Below are 18,966 nucleotides of genomic sequence, written 5' to 3'. Positions count from 1 at the left end.
CGTGTGGTGGGGGAGGACCACACTCCATCGTCCAATCGACTCACGAGTGAGACACTATGAGCCAACCGAACGAGACGATACCCGACAGTCAGAGCACCGGAATCGGACGTCAATCGCGACGAACGATCCTTCGCGCCCTCGCGGCGACGGGGTCGGCGGCCGCACTCGGCGGCGTCGCGAGCGCACAGGACGAGGAAGATCCAGACGAGGAGGAGGCCGAAGCGGCCGACTTCGAGGACGTCCCCGTCGCCGGCGAGTTTCCCGCGGGAGAGACCGTCGGCCTCCAACTGGTTGCGGAGAATTTGCCCGCGCCGACCGACCTCGATTACGTCGAGGTAGACGGCGAGGTCTACCACTTCGTCGTCACGCAGACTGGACAGGTGTTCGTCACCAACTTCGACGAGGAGCCGGCGGACGTCGATGAGGAACTCGAGGAGGATGAAGTAGAAGACGAACCGACCGGGGAGGACGAAGCCGCCGAGGACGAACTCGACGAGGAAGACGCCGAAGGTGAGCCAGCCGAAGCTGACGAGGACGACCCTGTCGGACCCGAGGAGGGTAGTCTGATCCAGGAGGACGATGACCCCGACGAGCCGGTCGAAGTCGACGACGAGGACGACGTCGACGAACCGGAGCCGGACGAGGAGGTCGAGGAAGGCGCAGACGAGGAGATCGAACCGGAGCCAGACGAGGAAGTCGAGGACGATCCGGACGACCCACAGGAGTTCGTCTTCAACGGCGTCATCCCGGCCTGGTTCGGTATGGAGCCGGAAGAAATCGACGGCGAGGAGAACCCGACGCTCGAGCTGACCGCCGGCGAGACCTACCAGTTCACCTGGGAGAACGGCGACGGCGATCCGCACAACGTCGTCATCCTCGACGCCAACGACGACATCCTCGAGCGAACGGAGATCGTCCAGGAGGTCGGCGAGAGCCAGACTCTCGAGTTCGAGGCGACCGAGGAGATGGATCGGTACCTCTGTGAGGTCCACCCCGGGACGATGGTAGGCGCCATTCAGGTCGAACCGGCGGAAGACGAGGAAGAAGAGGTCGAGGATGCCGACTCGATGACGCCCGCCGACATGGACCTCTTCCTCGACATCGAGGATCAGCTTGTCAGCCTCGGCATCGGCGAACTCGGCGGCTACGACGAGCGCGGCCTGCTGGGGCTCGCGTTCCACCCCGAGTTCGAGGAGAACCAGTTGTTCTACGTCCACTACAGCGCGCCGGAGCGCCACGGACTCGGTTACAACCACACCGCGGTCGTCGCGGAGTTCCAGGCCGAAGAGGACCTGACGGGCGTCGATCCGGACTCCGAGCGGACGATCATGGAGATCCCGCAGCCACAGGACAACCACAACGGCGGCCGTCTCGCGTTCGGCCCTGACGGCTACCTCTACGTCTCGCTCGGAGACGGCGGCAACGTCCACGACATCGGCGTGGGCCACGTCGAGGACTGGTACGACGAGAACGAGGGCGGCAACGGCCAAGATACGGAAGAGAATTTACACGGCGGGATCCACCGCATCGACGTCGACGAGGAGGAGGATCAGGAGTACGGCGAGTACGGCATCCCCGAGGACAATCCGCTCGTCGACTCGGACGAAGACATCGACTCCTACTGGGCCTGGGGCTTCCGGAACCCCTGGGGAATGTCGATCGACGACGACGGCCAGGTGTTCGTCTCCGACGCCGGCCAGCACGCCATCGAATCCGTCTACGCCGTCGAAGAGGGCGGCAACTACAGCTGGAACGTCAAGGAGGGCTCGTTCTGCTTCAGCCCGGACTCGCCGCTCGAACCGGCCGATGAGTGTCCCGACGAGGTCGACGGCGACGTCAGCGACGCTCGAGACGGTGAGCCGCTCCTCGATCCGATCGCGGAGTACCAGCACACGCGGATCTCCGAGGCGTTCATCGACAGCTCGGTCGTCGTCGGCGGCCACCGCTACGCGGGCGAAGCGATCCCCGAACTCGAGGGTAACTTCGTCTTCGGCAACTGGAGCAGCCAGGGTGTCGCCGACGCCGACGGCGAAGTGTTAGTGGCGGTCGATCCGAACGGCGAGGTCGCAGACGAAGAAGACGACGAAGACGAGGAGGAACTCGAGGACGACGAGGCTGAGGAGACCGAGGAAGACAGCTGGATTCAGGACGAAGACGACGAGGACGACGATGCGGAACTGGACGAGGAAGAAGAGGAGGAAGAACTGGACGAAGACGAAGAAGAACTGGACGAGGAAGAAGAGGAGGAAGAACTGGACGAAGATGAAGAGCTAGAAGACGACGAAGACGAGGACGACCTCGTCGAGGTCGACGAACGCTGGGAACTCGAGGAACTACAGTTCGAGGGCGCCGATGACGAGTCGCTCAACCGGTACGTCTACGGCGTCGAACGCGACGAGAACGGCGAACTGTACGTCCTCGCGAACACCGACTTCCGACCGGACCCCGAGACGGGCGAGATCTACCGAATCGTGCCGGCGGGAGAGGGTGAGGAGATCCCCGAACCCGAGGACCCGTTCGTCGTCGACGAAGAAGCGATGGACGAAGACGATCCCGAGGAAGAAGCGCCGGACGACGTTGCAGAAGAGGACGAGGAGGTGCCCGAAGACGAGGACGACGAGATGCCGGAGGACGAAGCGCCGGACGAACCTGAAGCGGACGAAGCTGGACCCGACGACGAAGCGGACCCAGAGCCACAGGAAGCCGACGACTGACCGCGACGGGTTCAGCGCGGTCGGTTTTCGAGCGCCCTCGAACACGCGGTCGGGCACGTGCGAACGATCACACACCGGAACGAGACGGCTCGCAGCGGCGACCATACACGCGAGTTCACTCGCAGCAGCGAAGACCGCGCCGAGCTACAGGTGTTCGGAACCCACCCGGATTGCACTCGAGACGACCGTCGACGGCTGCTGACATCGTCCGCTCGTTCCCGCTGGAGTCTCCGTCTGTCCTCCTTGCAGTCGCTCGTTACATCTTGATGTATCTCTTCGGTGCCGAACTGCGTGATGGCGCTCCAACAGCTCGAGCACGCGGACGACCACATGCAGGAGTGTATCGACAACTGCCTCGAGGCGGCCCAGGTCTGTGAGTGGTGTGCCGACGCCTGCGCGGGAGAAGGTGAGGAAATGGCCCGCTGTATCCGCCTCTGTCGGGACGTGGCGGATATCGCTTCGCTACACGCGCGGTTCATGGCTCGTAGCTCGGGCTACCACGAGGAACTGGGCGAACTCTGTGCGGACCTCTGTGAGGAGTGTGCCGAGGAGTGCGACCAGCACGATCACGACCACTGTCAGGCCTGCGCGGAGATCCTCCCGAACTGTGTCGAGAGCTGTCGCGAGATGGCGTCTGCCTGAACCGTAGTCTCCCCCACCGGTCGCATTGCAGGTCGGTCGAGCGTCCAAACGTAGCCGGGGAGCGGCGCGCACTCGAGACGATTCGGGACACCGTAGCGGCTCAAACTGTCGGCCATCGGCACTCGTTTCGCCGAGATCAGTACGTGTTCCGTCCGCCGCGACCTGGGCGGTCGGGACGGTCGGGGTTGAGCACACCACCGATCGCCCCCGCGATGGCGCTCTCGATCGCCATAATGAACGAGACGAGCACGGCGATCGCGAAGATTCCGAGGCCGGCGATCCCGGTAATCGCGCCGCCGATGGGACCGCCCGCCCAGCCGGCGACGCCGACGACCAGCGCGATCAACAGACCTCCGACGATGCCGCCGAGGGCACCCGCGAGCAATCCGTGCCAGAAGCCGCGCCCGAGGCCGCCGCCGGCCATGTAGCCGGCGACGAAGCCACCGATCAGTCCCGCGGCGAGTTGCCCTAACCCGGGCAGGGCAAGCCCGAACAGTCCGAGCACGGTCGCGACGAGGAAGCCGACCAGAACCGCACGCCAATTCGTCATAGCCGAACGTACGCGAGCAGCGGGGATATACTGTTGGCCGGAGGGAGCTGGCGATGTCGCGACTTCATCGAAGACCGACGATTTCGAACCTCGCACCGCCCTCTTCGCTCTCCTCGATCGAAAGACTCCAGCCGTGTGCGTCGATGACGTCCCGGATGATCTTGAAGCCGAATCTGACGTCGGCGCCGGAGCTGTCGCCCTCGAGCAACTGCTCTCGTTGTTCGGGGTCGATCCCGGGACCGTCGTCGGCGATGTAGATGCCGCCGTCGATCGCGCCGACGCGAACGGAGACGTCCGCACCGCCGTGATCGATCGCGTTTCGGAACATGTTCTCGAACAGCTGTTGGAGCCAGCCCAGATCGGCGGTGATCGTCCGATCGGACTCGACCCGTAGCGTCGCGTCGCGCGTCTTGATCGACGACCACGCTTCGCTGGCCAGCTGCTTGAGCGGGGCCGATTCGAACTCGCTGACTCCCTGGCCAGTTCGTGCGAGCGCGAGCAACCCGTCCATGATCGATAGCGCCCGTTCGACACCTTCTTCGACGTCAGCGAGGTACTCCAGGTCGCCGGTCTCGCGCGTGAGGTCGGTGTACCCCTTCGCGACGGCGAGTGGATTCCGGAGGTCGTGTGCGAGGACGTTCGAGAACTCCTCTAACCGCTGGTTTTTCGTCTGAAGCTGTTGCTCCCTGTCGACCCGGTCGATCGTCCCCTGAATCATCGCCCCCAGGATCGTCGCGAACTCGAGGTCGTGCTCGTCAAACGTGCGGGGTTCAGTCGAACCCGCGAGCAGGATCCCGTGTTCGCCGAGCGGAACGATGATCTCGCTCTCGATGGGGGTTTCTGGGTTCAACACCTCCTGATCGGAACTGACGTCGCTCGAGGCGTACAGTTCGCCCGTGTCGAACACCCGCCAGGCGATCCCCGACCCGCGCGGTATCGCCGTTTCGCCGAACAGCTCGATCGCTTCGTCAGTCATACTGAGCGGACGGAGCGCGTCACCCATCTCGTCGAGCGTCAGGATGCCGGTGATCTGCTGGTTCAACACCGATTCCGCAACGGAGACGGCGACCGAGCCGACCGACTCCATCGTCTCGCACTCGAGCAGCCGCGGCCCGGCTTCGGCGAGCGCTTGCATGCTCTCTTCGCGCTCTTTGCGTTCGGTGATCTCGGTGGCGATCCCGTAGATCGCGTACGGCTCGCCGTCGGCGTCGAACAGCGGCGCTCGGACGTTGAAAAAGACCCGACGCCTGCCCCGAATACGGAAATCTTCGACGTACTTGTTCGCCTCCCCACTCTCGAGCACCTCGCGATCCATCTCGTTGATCTGCTCGATGTTGACCGCCGGATGGATGTCCTCCGATCGCTTCCCGAGTATCTCCTCGCGCGGCTGATCGAATATCTCCTCGAACGCCGGGTTGACGTAGAGATATCGCCGCTCGAGATCCTTCATGTAGACGACCGCCGGTGTGTTGTCGAGGATGACCTGCAGTTGGTCGCGCGTGCTCCGCAACTCCTCGGTCGTCTCACGCATCTCCGTGATGTCTCGGGAGATAATGACGAACTCGCGGCCGTCGTCGTCGTCCGATCCGGTAGGGGTGTCGGTCGGGAGCGACTGGCCGACCGCCTCGAGTGAGACCCACGAGCCGTCCGTGTGCCGGAACCGGAACACGGCACGGCCGGTACGACTTGTTTCGGACGTGACGATGTCGAAAAACACCTCGGCAGCGCGGTCCGTGTCCTCCGGGTGGATGTAGTCGAACGCATACTCGTCGACGAGGTCGTCCTGCTCGTAGCCCAGAATGTCGCTGATCGACGGGGACTGATACCGGACGATACCGTTCTCGTCGAGGACCGTGACAAGATCCGACGCGTTCTCGATGAGACCGGAGAAGTGAGTGGCCCGTTCTCGCGCGGTCGACAGTTCCGCCGCGCGCTCGACCGCTCGACGGAGACGAGCGACGACCAGCGACGGGGCCGAGACGAGTCGGTCCTCGTCCACCCAGTCGTCGACGGGACGCAACTCGGCTATCGCTCCGTCCTCGAACTCGTCGTCGCGACCGCCGATCACGTGAACGACGGGGACGGCGGGCCACTCCGAGCGAATCTGATCGATCGATATCAGATCGACGCTGTCGTGATAGAGCACGCAGTCGACCGATTCCACGTCGGTCCACTCGTCCCCGTCCGTCGGGTCCACGACGGTGATCGTTAGCTCGCGGCGCTCTCGCTCGAGCGAGCGAATCTGCTCGCCCGCCTCGAGATCGCCGGAAACGAAACAACACACGTGCATGCATCAGCTAGACCGTCGAGCGGGATATAATCCTCGCGGCCGATTGCCGCCGGCACGTAACGAACGGCCTTTTATGATCGGGGGATCTAGTGCTGGGTATGATTTTCGAAGACCTTCCGACAACGCCCACGTCGGAAGAGCTGATCGACAAGGCGTTTTCGCGGGCATCCCGGTCCGGGAAAGCCAAAGGCGGGCTCGAGGCCCAGCAGTCGATGCTTCAGGTAGCGGCGAACATCATCTCGGACAACTTGGAGAACGTGGTCACGGCGTGGCCTGACTTCGCGTACGAAGACGACGTCCACCCGTTCTACTACGAACTCGCCGACGCGATCGTCGACGTCGACAGGCTTCGCCAGAGCCTCTCGGAGGTGATGTGGGCCAGCCGGAAGGCTCGCGAGATCCACGAGGAGTACCAGCCGAAGCTTCGGAAGACGGACGTCGACACGGCCCGCAAACACCGCAAGCAGGCCTTCGCTCGCCTCGCGGACATCGTCGAGCAGATCGACGACGAACTGATCTACATCAACAAGTCCCGGAACGACCTGCGGGACTTACCCGAGATCAACCCCGAGGAGCCGACGATCGTCGTCGCCGGCTACCCCAACGTCGGCAAGTCTTCGTTCGTCAACGACATCACCAACGCCCGCGGCGAGACGGCATCGTACCCGTTTACGACCAGAGGGATCGGCCTCGGTCACTTCGAGCGCGATCACATCCGCTACCAGATCGTCGACACGCCCGGCTTGCTCGACCGACCGGCGGACGAACGCAACGAGATCGAGTCCCAGGCCGTCAGCGCCATCGAACACCTCGCCGACTGCATGCTCGTGATGATCGACCCCAGCGCCGAGTGTGGCTACCCGCTCGACTCCCAACTCGAGCTCCGCGACGCGATCGCGAGCCAGTTCGAGGACGTCCCCGTGCTCACGATCGCGAACAAAGCCGACCGGCGAGAGGTCTGGGACGACAGCTTGATCGACGAGATGGCGGCCGATTACAGCATGAGCGTCGAGACCGGCGCGGACGTCGAGACGGTGGTCGAAGCGGCCGTCGCGGCGATCGACTACGAACCCAAGCTGCCGTTCGACGAGTGACGGTGTCTTCGAACGCACGAACCGACAGCGATACCGGCGGGCGACCCGAACCGAGACAGCGATGAAGGGACCGGGTATCTTCTGGATGCTCCAGACCGCCGCCGGACTCTCGATGGCCGGCCCGATGTTCGTCGTCGGCTTCGAGTTCGTCCGGAGCGGCCGGACCGCATACGGCATCGGCTTTTTCGCCCTCGGAGCGGTGGCGCTGTACTTTCCGACGTATCTCATCAACCGCATCGGCGGGCCGAGAACGTGGATTCGACGACGACTCGGCCGCGGCGACTCGAGCGAGGACGACGACCGGAGCGATCGATCCGAACACGAGTCCGACGCAGCGGCCGAGCCGACGGACGCGGCCGACGGAACCGAGCGAAACGCGACGCTGCTCGATCGATTGCGCCGATAAGCTCGGCCCGAACTGATTCTGGAACCTGGAACTTGCTCGAGTAGCCGCCGTTCAAGAGACTCACGCCAAACCGAGCGCGCAGTTTGGAGCCCTCGACGAAGCGTTCAGTATCGGACCGAAGGAGGCAGAAAGCCGCGCGTTCAGCGCTCGGTGATTCCGACGGACCTGATCTCGACGCCGACCGGGTCGTCGGCGTGCTGGTTGATCCGCTCGTGTAACGTATCGGCTAGCTCCGAGGGGATCTCCCCCTGGGGCCCCCCGATCGTGAGGGTCACGCGCTCCGGGCCGACGAACGGATAGTTGTCGTCCATAATGACCTCGAACTCGAGGAGCTGGTACTCGGCGAACTCCTCCTCGGAGAGGACCGTCTCGACCTCGCCGCGGGCGTTCTCCTCGAAGGTCGCGACGGCGTAGGAGGAGTAGGTGATGGCGGCGAGGAAGATCGCGAAGACGAGGACGATTCCGGCCAGTCCGAGCACCCGTCTGCGGACGCGCTTTTCCGTCTGGCCGAGCGTGAACAGGTTCTCCGGGCGGTAGCCAGCCCACCAGAGCGTCAGCAGTCCGGCGAGGTTCACCGAGAGGACGTTGACCAGCACGAGCGCGGTCGACCCGATCGCGGCTGACGGCTGGCCCCAGGCGATGGCGATTCCGGCCGCCGCGGCGGGCGGAATCAACGCGGCTGCGATCATCACACCGACGAGGGCGACGGAGGTTCCCGTCGCGATACTGATGATCCCCGCGACGCCGGCACCGAGGGCGATCGCGAGCGAGAGCAAGTCCGGCGCGAGTCGCTCGGAGATTTCGTCGACCCCGCTGATGTTGAGTCCCGGCGGCACGATGTTGGTAACCCTGACCATCCAGGCGAAGACCGCCGCTGCACCGATCGCGAGAACGATGCCGATGATCTGATAGTAGAGACTGCTCTTGAACAGGTCCTCGTCGTCGATCACCGAGCCGACGCTCAGTCCGAGCGCCGGACCGATCAGCGGCGCGATCACCATCGAACCGACGACGACGGCCGGCGAGTCGAGAAAGAGCCCGGCCGTCGCGACCACGGCACTGATGATCGTCATGATCGCGTAGACGGCAAACGTCGGCGTCAGCGAGTCCGCTTCGGCCTGAAGCTCCTGTCTCGAGATCCGGTCGCTCTCGACGTCGCCGTTCTCGTACTCCGCGCGCAGGGACTCGAAGCGGCGAGAGATGACCGTTTCCGCGTCGACGACGACCGTGTACGCATCGTCGTCGATGCCGGCGTCCTGTAGCTCGTCGAGAACGGGTTCGACCGCCGGCGACGGGAGCGGGAAGTAGATAACTGCCGTATAGTCCCGATTGCTATTCTCGTCAGTGAGGACGTAATCGATCTCCCGATCCTCGAGCGTGTCGACGATCGTTTGCCGCTTGCCCGTCGGAACCGTCAGCTGTACGAGCCGCACATCTCTGGCTGAGAACCTCGGGGGACATAACTTGGGGCGCTTTCGGGCCCCAGTCGGTCGCTTTCGCGACGAAGCGCTGTCGGCGTCCGACGTCGGTGGTCGTCGGGCGGTACGCACCGGTAGTTGTTTGTATCAACGAAACGCAATTTGCTGTATGCACCGACGGCTCGCACTGTGGTTCGGTAGCCTCCTGCTGGCGCTGATCGCGGGATTTCTTGCCGTTTTCGGACGCGACGCCATCGCGGATCCCGGTACCGCCGTCCTGATTTCGGGGCTCGTCGCCGCGGCGACGCTGTCGATCGTCGGCGGTACTGTCGAGTCGATCACGATCGGCCCGCGGACGCTCCGGTGGAACGTCCTCCTCGGCGCCGCGGACGTCGTTCTCGCGGCCGTCGTCATCCTGTCGGGTCTTCGAGCCTTCGGTACCGGCGGAACCGACGCGGGGCTCTTTGCCGTCGCGGCGAGTATTGGCGGGTTGTCGCTCGCTTGGTTCGGTCTCCAAATCGCTCGTGAGGGCCGCCATATCGAACTCGAGCCTACGCCATCGCGCGGACGAGTGGTCGGAACCGCCGCGCTCGTGGTCGCTTCCGTGGTCGCCGGACTCCTCGTTACGACGGTCGTGTGACCCCGATTCCGGGTCGCGTGCTCGAACCCGCGCGGATCGACCCCTTTCACGGAGTATAAACCCGAGACGCACCTACGACGCCCTATGTTCGACACCCGTCCCGCCCGCGAGGCCGAAGTTGTCCTCGTCGGTCGCTCCAACGTGGGCAAGTCGACGCTCATGCGCGAGTTGACCGGCCACAGCTTCGACACCGGCGGTAAACCCGGCGTCACCCGCGAGCCGAACCACTACGACTGGGCGCCCGAGGACTTCGTCATCACCGATCTGCCCGGCTTCGGCTTCATGAGCGGCGTCCACGAGGACTACCGCGAGGAGATCAAGACCGGCATCGTCCACTATCTCGAGGAGTACGCCGACAACGTCCTCGTCGCGGTGCTCGTCGTCGACGGCAAGAGCGTCATCGACATCATCGACCGCCACTCCGGCCCCGACGAGATCCCCTACGACGTCGAGATGTTCCACTTCCTGCGGGAACTCGACGTGCCGACCGTCGTCGCCGTCAACAAGATGGACAAGGTCGACGACCGCGACGAGCGCCTGAACGAACTCTGCGACCGCCTCGGCTTACTCCCGCCGTGGAAGCAGTGGCAGGAGACGATCGCTCCCATCACCGCCAAGAACGGCCAGATCAGTTCGCTCGAGGAGGCCGTTCGCGATCACCTCCACGAGCAGAACCGGGACGATCTGTTCAAGTTCTTCTAGACCCGCAACGCCGGTCCGAGGACGCCGCGCCCTCCACATCGATCGTCGGCCCGCTCTGTGTCCTCCCGGCCACCGGAATCGGTGTTCCTCGACGCCACTCGAGAGTCACGGTGGTTCCGGCGCTCGAACAGTCAAGTGGGTCGAAGCCGTACGTTCGTCCGTGTTTATCGACCCCGGAAAACTCGAGATACGCCTGCGCGACGAGTTCGGCGGGACGATGGGCCAGTCCCGCGTCGTCGTGCGGCAGGCCGTCGATCTCGCGGACTCCGGCCAGTACCAGGCCGACGTCGGGGCGACGCTGACGAACGACGTCGTCATCGAGGAGCTTTCGGACGCGCCCGACGGTCCCCCGACGGACCGGTGGAACTGGTGGATCGGCTCGCTCGAGATCGCCTTCGGCGGCTACGGACAGTTCGGAATCCGTCGATATCAGAACCAGGAGTGAGGGTTCGATCGTGCTGTTTCGAGTGCCATCTCCTTCGAACCGAAACATCTTTTCCCGCTCCTGACTGACTGGTTAGTCAGTGAGTACAGACGACACGCGGGACGCGATCATGGTGGCGACATACGAAGCACTCTGTGAGGAGGGCTACAGTGATCTCACCGCCCAGTCGATCGCCGACCGAACCGACCGCAGCAAATCCGCGCTCTTCTACCACTACGACTCGCGCGAGGCGCTCGTCGCGGACTTTATCGAGTACCTGATCGAGGGGTTCGACGCACGGGTCGAACGAACCCGCGAGCAGCCGCCCCTCGAGCGACTCGCGGCGTTCGTCGACTGGTTCCTCGCCGATCCCGACGACGACGAGCTGGCGTTTCACACGGCCTTCCTCGAACTCCGAGCGCAGGCGCCGTACAACGACGTCTACCGAGAGAAGCTCCGCGAGAGCGACGATATCCTCCGAACGGTCGTCGAGGATATCCTCCGGGACGGGATCGACGCGGGCGTCTTTCGAGCGCACGATCCGGAGTCCGTTTCGGCACTCCTTCTCGCCTCGTTCGACGGCGCGCGGATCCGCCAGTTCACGCTCGGGCGCGACGAGTACCTCGAGACGGTCAGAGCGGAGACCGTCGATCGCGTTCTCGCGGACGTTCTCGCAGCGGACGTCGAGTTTCCCGACGAGGCGAGTTTCGAGTTCCCGCGCGACGATCGGCTCGTGGACGACGACGGGACCACAGACACAGCGGACAGCGACGGGACCACGAACGCAGCGGACGATGACGAAACCACGGACGCGGAGAGCGATACCGAAAACACAGCGTCGAACGCGGAGGGTGATCCCACGGAATGAGCGAAGCGACGGACCGATCGGTGGATGTCACCGACGGCGAACTGTTCAAGCCGCTCATGGTGCTGTCGGCGCCGATCGTCGCCTCGCAGATCCTCAACGTCGGCTACAATCTGGCGGACACCTACTGGGTCGGTCGCCTCGGCGGGGACGCCATCGCCGCGCTCTCGTACTCCTGGGCGGTCGTCTTCCTGATGATCAGCGTCGGCGGCGGCCTCACCGTCGCCGGGACGGTCCTCATCGCCCAGAACAAGGGCGCAGGGAAGATCGGCGCGGCGAGTCATCTCGCCGGCCAGACGCTCTCGTTCGTGACGGTCGTCGCCCTGGCGTTCGCGGCCGTCGGCTACGTGCTGACGCCGTGGCTCATGCAGATGGTCGGCGCCGCACCCGGCGGCGACGCCTACGCCTACGCCGTCAGCTACACTCGGATCATGTTCGTCGGCATCGTGTTCATGTTCTGGTTTTTCATCTTCGACGCGCTCTCTCGCGGCTGGGGCGACACCAGAACGCCGCTCTATCTGATGGCCATCAGCGTTACGCTCAACGTGCTCATCGACCCGTTCCTGATTCTCGGCTTCGACGGGAACCCGCTGTTCGCCTGGGTCGGGGCGACGAGTCTCGAGTCCACGCTCTACGCCGCTACCGGTTTCGACGGCTGGGGCGTCGACGGCGCCGCAGTCGCGACGATCTTCTCCCGCGGCATCGCGGCCGCAATCGGTCTCACGTTGCTGTTCACGGGCCGCGTCGGGCTTCAGCCCTCGTTCTCGGATCTCTGGCTCGACGGTGAGACGGTCCGGCAGATCCTCGACATCGGCGCGCCGATCGCGACCGAGCAGGGCTTTCGCGCGTTCGGGATCACCGTCCTGACGGCGATCATCGCGCTCGCGGGCACCGAAGCCGTTGCAGCCTACGGGATCATCACGCGCCTCTCCTCGTTGCTGTTCATGCCCGCGCTGGGGCTCGCCCGCGGGACCGAGACGGTCGTCGGCCAGAACCTCGGCGCCCAGCAGGTCGACCGCGCCAAGCAGGCGGTCACGCTCAGTTCGATCGTCGTCGTCTCGGTGTTCGCGGTCGTCATCGCGGTCGCCTACCAGTTCGCCGAGCCGATTGTCTCGATCTTCATCGAGGCGGGGACCGAGGGCGCCGATCAGGTGATCGAGTACGCCGCAGCGTACGTCATCATCGCCGGCCCCTCCTACCTCTTCCTCGGCATCTTTCAGATACTGCTGGGCGGGCTCCGCGGCAGCGGCTCCACCCGAGCCGCGATGGTGCTCTCCGTACAGGAGCTGTGGCTCTGGCGCATCCCGATCGCAGCCGTTGCGCTTATCGTTCTCGACATGGGCGTTGTTGGCGTCTGGTACGCCGTCGCCATCTCGTACGTACTGTCGACGATCACCACCGCGGCCTGGTTCCTCCGTGGAACCTGGACCGACGACGTCGTGACCGACGAGTCGCCGACGCCCACACCCGGTGATTGACGTGACCGAACACGATTTCCACCCCAGCCGACGTATCGCTCGTTCGACCCCAAACAGCCCGGGCGGCGAACTGGCGCCGCGGATTCGTACGCTCGCCACCGACACCGTCACCCCGCGTGACCGATCGCTCCCCGCCGCGCTGTGTACCGTGGCGGCCGAAGTCGGTTTCGAGACCGCAAACGGGACCGATTCGGCGAACGCGACAGCGTTCGCGGACGTTCTCGAGCCGGTCGTCACGACGGTCACGCTCCTCGAGGGCTACGTCCGACTCCGACTGACGCTGGTGGACGCCGCCGAGGCGCTGGCGGACTGGGGCGCACCGACGGTCGACCGCGACGACGCCATCCTCGCGAGCGACTTTCTTCACGCCAGCGCGTACGCGACGGTCGCCGAGACGCCGGTTCCCGACCGACGGCGCCTCGAGCTGTACCGCCTTCTGCTCGGGGGTTCGACGACGCTCACCCGGCAGTGTCTGGCCCGCGCCGACGCGGACGAGCGCGCCGATGCGAACGGGGCCAGCGACGGCCGATTCGAGGCGCCAGCGACGCTCGCCGAAACGGCGGGTGCGATCGGTGCGACGGTCGTCGGCGCCTCGGCCGAAACACGGACGGCGCTGCGCCGCTATAGTCACGCGATGATGACCGCACTCGCGTCCCAGTCGTCGGCCACGTCCGACGACGACGATCCCCGGGCGAGCGCCGCTCGCGTACTCTTCGACCCGACGTGCCAGCACGCGGTCGTGACCGACGAGGAACTCGCGTACGCGACCCCGACCGTCGAGCGCTCGCTCGAGCGAGCGCGGACGGCACTCGAGGCGCTCGCCGACGACGCCGCTGGTACCGACGTCTCGTCACCGCTCGGTCGACTCGAGCGTGCGACGCGCGTTCCGTTCCACCGGGAGTGAGGTCCGACCGATGAGTGGGCTCTCGAGACCGATCTGGCCTGCCTACCCGCTGTCGGCGTTCGTCGCGGGGCTCGGCCACTGCTATCTCGGCCAGTGGAAACGCGGAGCGATCTGGTTCGCGTGCTACGCGCTCGCGCTCGCCTTCCTCTCCGCCCGGACGCTGTCGGGTGCGCTCGACTTCGGCGAGCCGTTCGTCGTGACGGCGCTGCAGTTCGAGTCGGTCGCCTACGTCGACGTCGCGGTTCCGCTCGCCGTGTTGGTGATCTGCCTACTCGACGTCTACCTCATCGGACTCACGAGACGGACGGCCGCGAAGACGACGCCGCCGCCGGCATCGAACGGCTCCTGAGGCGGGCCTCGAGGGCCGGTCCGGTAGCCGGCCGATTGCTACACCTTTTTTGCCGTGTGAGACGAACGACAGGTATGGCTCGTCTCGGGACACTCCTGCTCAAGGGGGCCGGAGCCCTCCTCCTCGCGTTCGTCGTGCTCAGCGTGATCGCGGCCGTCGTCGGTATCGTCCTCTCGATCGTCGCGACCGTCGTCGCCGCCGTCGTGACGCTCGCGATTCTGGCCGTCGTCGTGCTGGCGGTCGTCGGTCTCGCCTCGCTGTTCCGCGACGACGGGGCGACCGTCGATGCGGCGTACAGCAGTGAGCGTCCGGAGCAGTCGGCCAAGACCGAGGCGCCGGCGGACCGAATTCGCTCCCAGTACGTCGACGGGACACTCAGCGAGGACGAGTTCGAGCGCGAACTGGACCGACTGCTCGAGGACGATCTCAGTCACGATGGCTCGAGCGCTCGCGGGTCGACCGATCGAACGCGACTCCGGGATCGCTAACGGTCAGCAGTCGTCTGCAACGAAACGCACTGTCGAAACGGAGCGTTTCGAACAGCACACTCGTGACTTACCTCGGCCTGTGCCGCCTGTAGAGCGGTCGGTCACCGCAGTCACGAGCGGCGTGAAAACGTCCGAGTGCTACAATTCGGGCGGCGGTGAACGGATAACGCTGAGCCAAAAGAACTCGAACGAGCGCACGAGCGAGATAAAATCGTCAGGATCGACCGGCTTCGTGAGATAGGCGTTGGCTTCGAACTCGGACGTCTGGATGAGCTCTTCGCCGACGTCAGAGCCCGTTAACACGATGACGGGAATCTGACTCAGTGCTGAATCCTCTTTCATCGCTCGGAGGACTTCGTCGCCAGTCGCTCGCGGAAGATGCCAATCCAGCAGGACGATGTCCGGTCGCGGAACGTCCGTAAACTCGCCGCGCTGATTGACGAAATCGAGTGCCTCCCGGTGGTCGGTGGCGACGTGAAGCGTGTTCACGATGTGTGCATCCGAGAACAGCTCTGTTACGAGCCGAGCGTCTCCTGGATTATCTTCTACCAGGAGAATCTCCACCTCCTGACCGGGAGCGGAGGGTTGAGAATCCATTGGCCAATGTATGTTGGTGGAGAGTTTAAGTATCCCGGTTGTCAAACCGCTCGATCTGCGATACAAACGGGCTGAACTCACGACAGGAGGCTTCTCCACAGCACGTTTCGAGACCTGCAATAGTGCACGTACACTCGAAAGCAGCCTGTCACTGCCGGTGGCGGAGCCGCCACGACCGAGCACCGGGAACCGATGGAGGAAAACGGCTCGAGCACTGAGTTCTCCCAATGGAACTCCGTTTTCTCGGCGGCGCTCGCGAGGTGGGCCGCAGTGCGATCCTCGTGAACGACGCCCTCCTCCTCGATTTCGGGATGCTGACGGCCAATCCGCCGCAGTTTCCGGTCGAGACGCCGACCCCCGAGGCGGTCGTCGTCTCCCACGGTCACCTCGACCACGTCGGCACGGTGCCGGCGCTGCTTTCGGGCGACGCCCGGCCGTCGATCCACTGGACGCCGCCGACGTACGAGCTGACGATGACGCTCGCTCGAGACACGCTCAAACTCCACGGGGGATCGTTCCACTGCCCGTTCACGGAAACCGACCTCCGACGCGTCACGCAAGTTTCGGAGACCCACGGCTACCGCGAGACGTTCGAGGCGGCCGGCCACGAGGTCACCTTCTACAACGCCGGCCACATTCCGGGTAGTGCACACGTCCTCGTCGACGACGGGGAGACCCGACTCCTCTACACGGGTGATTTCCACATCGACGAGCCGTCAGGCACGAACGGTAACGTCGCCTCGAATCGGGGGGACGACTCCGGCGAAGCCGTCAGCGGCCAGCGACTGGTCGCGGGCTCGAGCGCGCGCCCCGGGGCGGACGTCGTCCTCTGTGAGAGCACGTACTCCGATGTCGAACACGATGACCGGGCCGTCGTGGAGGAGCAGTTCGTCGAGAGCGTCGAGACGACGCTCTGGGAGGGTGGCACGGTCGTCGTCCCCGCGTTCGCGATCGGCCGCACGCAGGAGCTGATGCTCGTCTGTGCGGCCCACGACATCCCGTGCTACGTCGACGGCATGGGGACGGAAGTCACGGAGATGCTCCGACAGCACCCCGAGTTCGTCCGCGATTCCGACGCGTTCAAACGGGCAATCTCACACGCCCGGTTCGTGACCGGCCGCGACGGACAGCGCAAGCGGATCGTCGACCAGACGGCGGCGATCATCACTACCAGCGGGATGCTCTCGGGCGGCCCGGCGATGACCTACATCCCCGAAATTCGCGGGAACCCGACGAACAAGATCACGATGACGGGGTATCAGGTAGAGGGGACCCCGGGCCGCGACCTCCTCGAGACCGGCCGCGCCGAGATCGACGGCCGCGTGATGCCCGTCAGCGCGCAGGTCGAGCAGTACGACTTTTCGGCGCACGCGGATCGAGACGGGGTGCTCGAGTTTCTGGAATCGTACCGCGAGAGTCCGGTGCTGGTCAATCACGGTGATCGGTGCGAGGCGTTCGCCGAGGAACTGCGGGGGGAGGGGTTCGACTCGAGCGCACCCGAACTCGGCGAGACCGTGACGGTGTGACGAGTCGGTCGGATTCTGTGCTCGAGAACGCGGCTGCTGTCGACATATTCAGGATATGTTAATTCGCCCCTTCCGCAATTAGTACAGGCGCTCTATGTATAGGAAATTACAATTTAGGGGGCGGATTTCCAACGTCAATTAGTACCCAAAGCATTATTAGTTTTTAATAGGTATCGGGTAACATGAACGGGGGCCTTCAAGGGCGGGTCTTTCGAGAACCAGATGGATATCGAATCGGAGCCCTTTGGGTTCTTTTCGGACTCATGTTTTTTGGTCTTTTTCTATTTTCTGGCCGTGAACTGTTCGTGTTACCGGTTACGGGAATCCTCTTTTTCCTGATGGCGGTTCCAGAGGTTCTTCCAAGAGAGCGTACATATGTGGCTGGGATCATCCGTACTATCTATGTTATATTTGCCGTTACAGCGATTCCGTATGCGTTATCTCTCTATTGATATTTCTACCATTCTAAATATAGTCGGAGAAAGAAAACTCACTAAAATAATAGTTATTCCAACTTGTAGATGCTTCGGTGATTAGTTCGCCCAGCGCGTGAACGGAGTCGCATCAAACCCGGTCGTATCGACCGGGACGGCAAACTACTCGAACGTCCTCGCACTCGATTCGCCTGAATGAGTCGCTCGAGTGCCGAGTACCGTCAGGAGTACGGGCTCGTCGCCGTCGCGGCGCTGAGCTACACCTGCCTGATGTTCGTCTGGTTCTCGCTGCCGGCGTATCTGCCGGTGATCATCGACGATTTGGGGCTCTCGAGTACGCAGGCCGGGATGCTCGCCGGCGCGGTGCCGTTGACCTACATCCCGCTCGCGCTCTTTTCCGGGATCGCGGTGGACCGAATCGGCCCCGGACGGAGCCTCGCGGTCGGCGTGGTGATCTACGGACTCGCCCAGGTCGGTCGCAGCGTCGCCCCCGGGTTTCCGTCGTTGCTGGCCGCGACGCTGCTGCTCGGCGTCGGCGCGACGGCGATCACCTTCGGGCTCCCGAAACTGGTCGGCGTGCTCTTTCCGCCGGCGAAGACCGGTCGCCCGTCCGCGATCTACCTCGTCGGCGCGTCGGCGGGGTCGGCGCTCGTGTTCGCGGTCGGCCGGCCGGTGCTGGGCCCGTGGCTCGGCGGCTGGCGAGCGCTGTTTTTCTGGAGCGGCGTCGTCTCCGTCGCCTACGGACTGGGCTGGCTGCTCGTCGCCCGCCGAGCGCGGATCGACGCCCGGATGGCCGACGATGACTCCTTCTCGCTCGAGTCGGTCGTCGCCGACCTCCGACTGGTGCTCTCGCATCGCGAACTCCAGTTGGTCGTCGTCGTCGGGACGATGTACCTGCTGCTCAATCACGGGCTGCAGGGGTGGCTGCCGACGGTGCTCGAGTCCCGCGGGCTCTCACCCGGGTTGGCCGGGCAGGCGACGAGCCTGCTGATCGGCGCCTACGTCGTCGGCGTCCTCACGGTTCCCGAACTGGCGGACCGATTCGAGGCACGACGACCTGCGCTGATGGGCTGTGGCACTGTTGCCTTCCTCGGTCTCCTGGGGGTGATCGTCGGCGACACTGGAGCGCTGGTCGTCGTCGGCATCGTCGTCACGGGGCTGGGAGTCGGCGGCGTCTCGCCGCTCGTCCGGGCGATCCCGCCGGATCTCGAGGGAATCGGCGCGCGACTCACGGGCACCGCGGTGGGCTTCATCTTCGCCGTCGGCGAGATCGGCGGCTTCTTCGGCCCGATGCTCATCGGCGTCTTCCACGATGCGACGGGGTCGTTCGTCCCCGGGCTGGCGATGCTTGCGGGCGGCGCGCTGGTCGTTGTTCTCGCCGGAGGGGGGCTGCAACGACGGGCTGAATGACGTCCACAACACTTTGGTATTACGGGACGTATTAC

General features: G+C 64.5%; 18 protein-coding genes. 14 read left to right on the top strand and 4 right to left on the bottom strand.

Annotated elements, in window-relative coordinates; all coding sequences use genetic code 11:
- The first annotated feature begins 56 nt into the window (after window positions 1–56).
- Together BLT08_RS18560 and BLT08_RS18555 are read left to right on the top strand one after the other, a co-directional pair.
- The gene (locus BLT08_RS18560; protein ID WP_090310953.1) at window positions 57–2,714 is read left to right on the top strand and encodes a PQQ-dependent sugar dehydrogenase; all 2,658 of its coding nucleotides are present in this window, start codon (window positions 57–59) and stop codon (window positions 2,712–2,714) included.
- A gap of 294 nt (window positions 2,715–3,008) precedes the next feature.
- Window positions 3,009–3,356 carry a four-helix bundle copper-binding protein gene (locus tag BLT08_RS18555; protein ID WP_090310951.1) on the top strand — a complete coding sequence of 116 codons (348 nt, stop codon included), beginning with the start codon at window positions 3,009–3,011 and terminating at the stop codon, window positions 3,354–3,356.
- 136 nt (window positions 3,357–3,492) lie between these two features.
- Here the strand turns inward: BLT08_RS18555 and BLT08_RS18550 are convergent, their stop codons facing one another.
- Together BLT08_RS18550 and BLT08_RS18545 are read right to left on the bottom strand one after the other, a co-directional pair.
- On the bottom strand, window positions 3,493–3,906 hold the full coding sequence (locus BLT08_RS18550) for a DUF5518 domain-containing protein (RefSeq protein ID WP_090310949.1): 414 nt from the start codon (window positions 3,904–3,906) through the stop codon (window positions 3,493–3,495).
- A 64-nt stretch (window positions 3,907–3,970) separates the two neighbouring features.
- Window positions 3,971–6,196, bottom strand: coding sequence for a PAS domain-containing sensor histidine kinase (locus BLT08_RS18545; RefSeq protein WP_090310947.1), 2,226 nt, complete (start codon window positions 6,194–6,196; stop codon window positions 3,971–3,973).
- A 98-nt stretch (window positions 6,197–6,294) separates the two neighbouring features.
- Between BLT08_RS18545 and BLT08_RS18540 the strand changes: the two genes are divergently transcribed.
- Both BLT08_RS18540 and BLT08_RS18535 read left to right on the top strand, forming a co-directional pair.
- On the top strand, window positions 6,295–7,290 hold the full coding sequence (locus BLT08_RS18540; protein ID WP_090310945.1) for an NOG1 family protein: 996 nt from the start codon (window positions 6,295–6,297) through the stop codon (window positions 7,288–7,290).
- Between the two features lie 61 nt (window positions 7,291–7,351).
- On the top strand, window positions 7,352–7,696 hold the full coding sequence (locus tag BLT08_RS18535) for a hypothetical protein (RefSeq protein WP_090310944.1): 345 nt from the start codon (window positions 7,352–7,354) through the stop codon (window positions 7,694–7,696).
- A 140-nt stretch (window positions 7,697–7,836) separates the two neighbouring features.
- Here BLT08_RS18535 and BLT08_RS18530 read toward each other — a convergent pair whose 3' ends face one another.
- Complete coding sequence (locus tag BLT08_RS18530; RefSeq protein ID WP_090310942.1) at window positions 7,837–9,129, bottom strand: TIGR00341 family protein; 1,293 nt, start codon at window positions 9,127–9,129, stop codon at window positions 7,837–7,839.
- 154 nt (window positions 9,130–9,283) lie between these two features.
- Between BLT08_RS18530 and BLT08_RS18525 the strand changes: the two genes are divergently transcribed.
- The 8 genes from BLT08_RS18525 (at window position 9,284) to BLT08_RS18490 (ending at window position 14,964) form a co-directional block, all read left to right on the top strand.
- Window positions 9,284–9,754 carry a DUF7994 family protein gene (locus tag BLT08_RS18525; RefSeq protein ID WP_090310940.1) on the top strand — a complete coding sequence of 157 codons (471 nt, stop codon included), beginning with the start codon at window positions 9,284–9,286 and terminating at the stop codon, window positions 9,752–9,754.
- A gap of 84 nt (window positions 9,755–9,838) precedes the next feature.
- A complete protein-coding gene (gene engB / locus BLT08_RS18520) occupies window positions 9,839–10,456 on the top strand; it encodes a GTP-binding protein EngB (protein WP_090310937.1) in 618 nt (205 codons plus the stop codon).
- 160 nt (window positions 10,457–10,616) lie between these two features.
- Window positions 10,617–10,901 (top strand): WNWW family protein, encoded by a 285-nt coding sequence (locus BLT08_RS18515; protein ID WP_090310935.1) that lies wholly within the window; start codon window positions 10,617–10,619, stop codon window positions 10,899–10,901.
- Between the two features lie 109 nt (window positions 10,902–11,010).
- A complete protein-coding gene (locus tag BLT08_RS18510) occupies window positions 11,011–11,748 on the top strand; it encodes a TetR/AcrR family transcriptional regulator (protein ID WP_090310933.1) in 738 nt (245 codons plus the stop codon).
- Window positions 11,745–13,223, top strand: coding sequence for an MATE family efflux transporter (locus BLT08_RS18505; protein WP_090310931.1), 1,479 nt, complete (start codon window positions 11,745–11,747; stop codon window positions 13,221–13,223). The genes BLT08_RS18510 and BLT08_RS18505 overlap by 4 nt, the downstream gene beginning before the upstream one ends.
- 1 nt (window position 13,224) lies before the next feature.
- Entirely contained in the window at window positions 13,225–14,127 is a 903-nt protein-coding gene (locus BLT08_RS18500; protein ID WP_245724276.1) for a hypothetical protein, read from the top strand.
- A 10-nt stretch (window positions 14,128–14,137) separates the two neighbouring features.
- The gene (locus tag BLT08_RS18495) at window positions 14,138–14,476 is read left to right on the top strand and encodes a hypothetical protein (RefSeq protein ID WP_090311351.1); all 339 of its coding nucleotides are present in this window, start codon (window positions 14,138–14,140) and stop codon (window positions 14,474–14,476) included.
- Between the two features lie 74 nt (window positions 14,477–14,550).
- Complete coding sequence (locus BLT08_RS18490) at window positions 14,551–14,964, top strand: hypothetical protein (RefSeq protein WP_090310927.1); 414 nt, start codon at window positions 14,551–14,553, stop codon at window positions 14,962–14,964.
- Between the two features lie 138 nt (window positions 14,965–15,102).
- Here the strand turns inward: BLT08_RS18490 and BLT08_RS18485 are convergent, their stop codons facing one another.
- Window positions 15,103–15,561, bottom strand: coding sequence for a response regulator (locus BLT08_RS18485; protein ID WP_090310925.1), 459 nt, complete (start codon window positions 15,559–15,561; stop codon window positions 15,103–15,105).
- 227 nt (window positions 15,562–15,788) lie between these two features.
- Between BLT08_RS18485 and BLT08_RS18480 the strand changes: the two genes are divergently transcribed.
- Together BLT08_RS18480 and BLT08_RS18475 are read left to right on the top strand one after the other, a co-directional pair.
- Window positions 15,789–17,087, top strand: a complete 1,299-nt coding sequence (locus BLT08_RS18480) for an MBL fold metallo-hydrolase (RefSeq protein WP_090310923.1) — start codon at window positions 15,789–15,791, stop codon at window positions 17,085–17,087.
- Window positions 17,088–17,716: 629 nt separating this feature from the next.
- Window positions 17,717–18,931, top strand: coding sequence for an MFS transporter (locus tag BLT08_RS18475; protein WP_090310922.1), 1,215 nt, complete (start codon window positions 17,717–17,719; stop codon window positions 18,929–18,931).
- Window positions 18,932–18,966: the final 35 nt, after the last annotated feature.

The sequence above is a fragment of the Natronorubrum texcoconense genome (assembly GCF_900100335.1).
GTDB classification, from domain to species: Archaea; Halobacteriota; Halobacteria; order Halobacteriales; family Natrialbaceae; genus Natronorubrum; species Natronorubrum texcoconense.
Note: the sequence above shows the minus strand (reverse complement) of the source record. Positions and strands in the feature narration are given on the sequence as shown.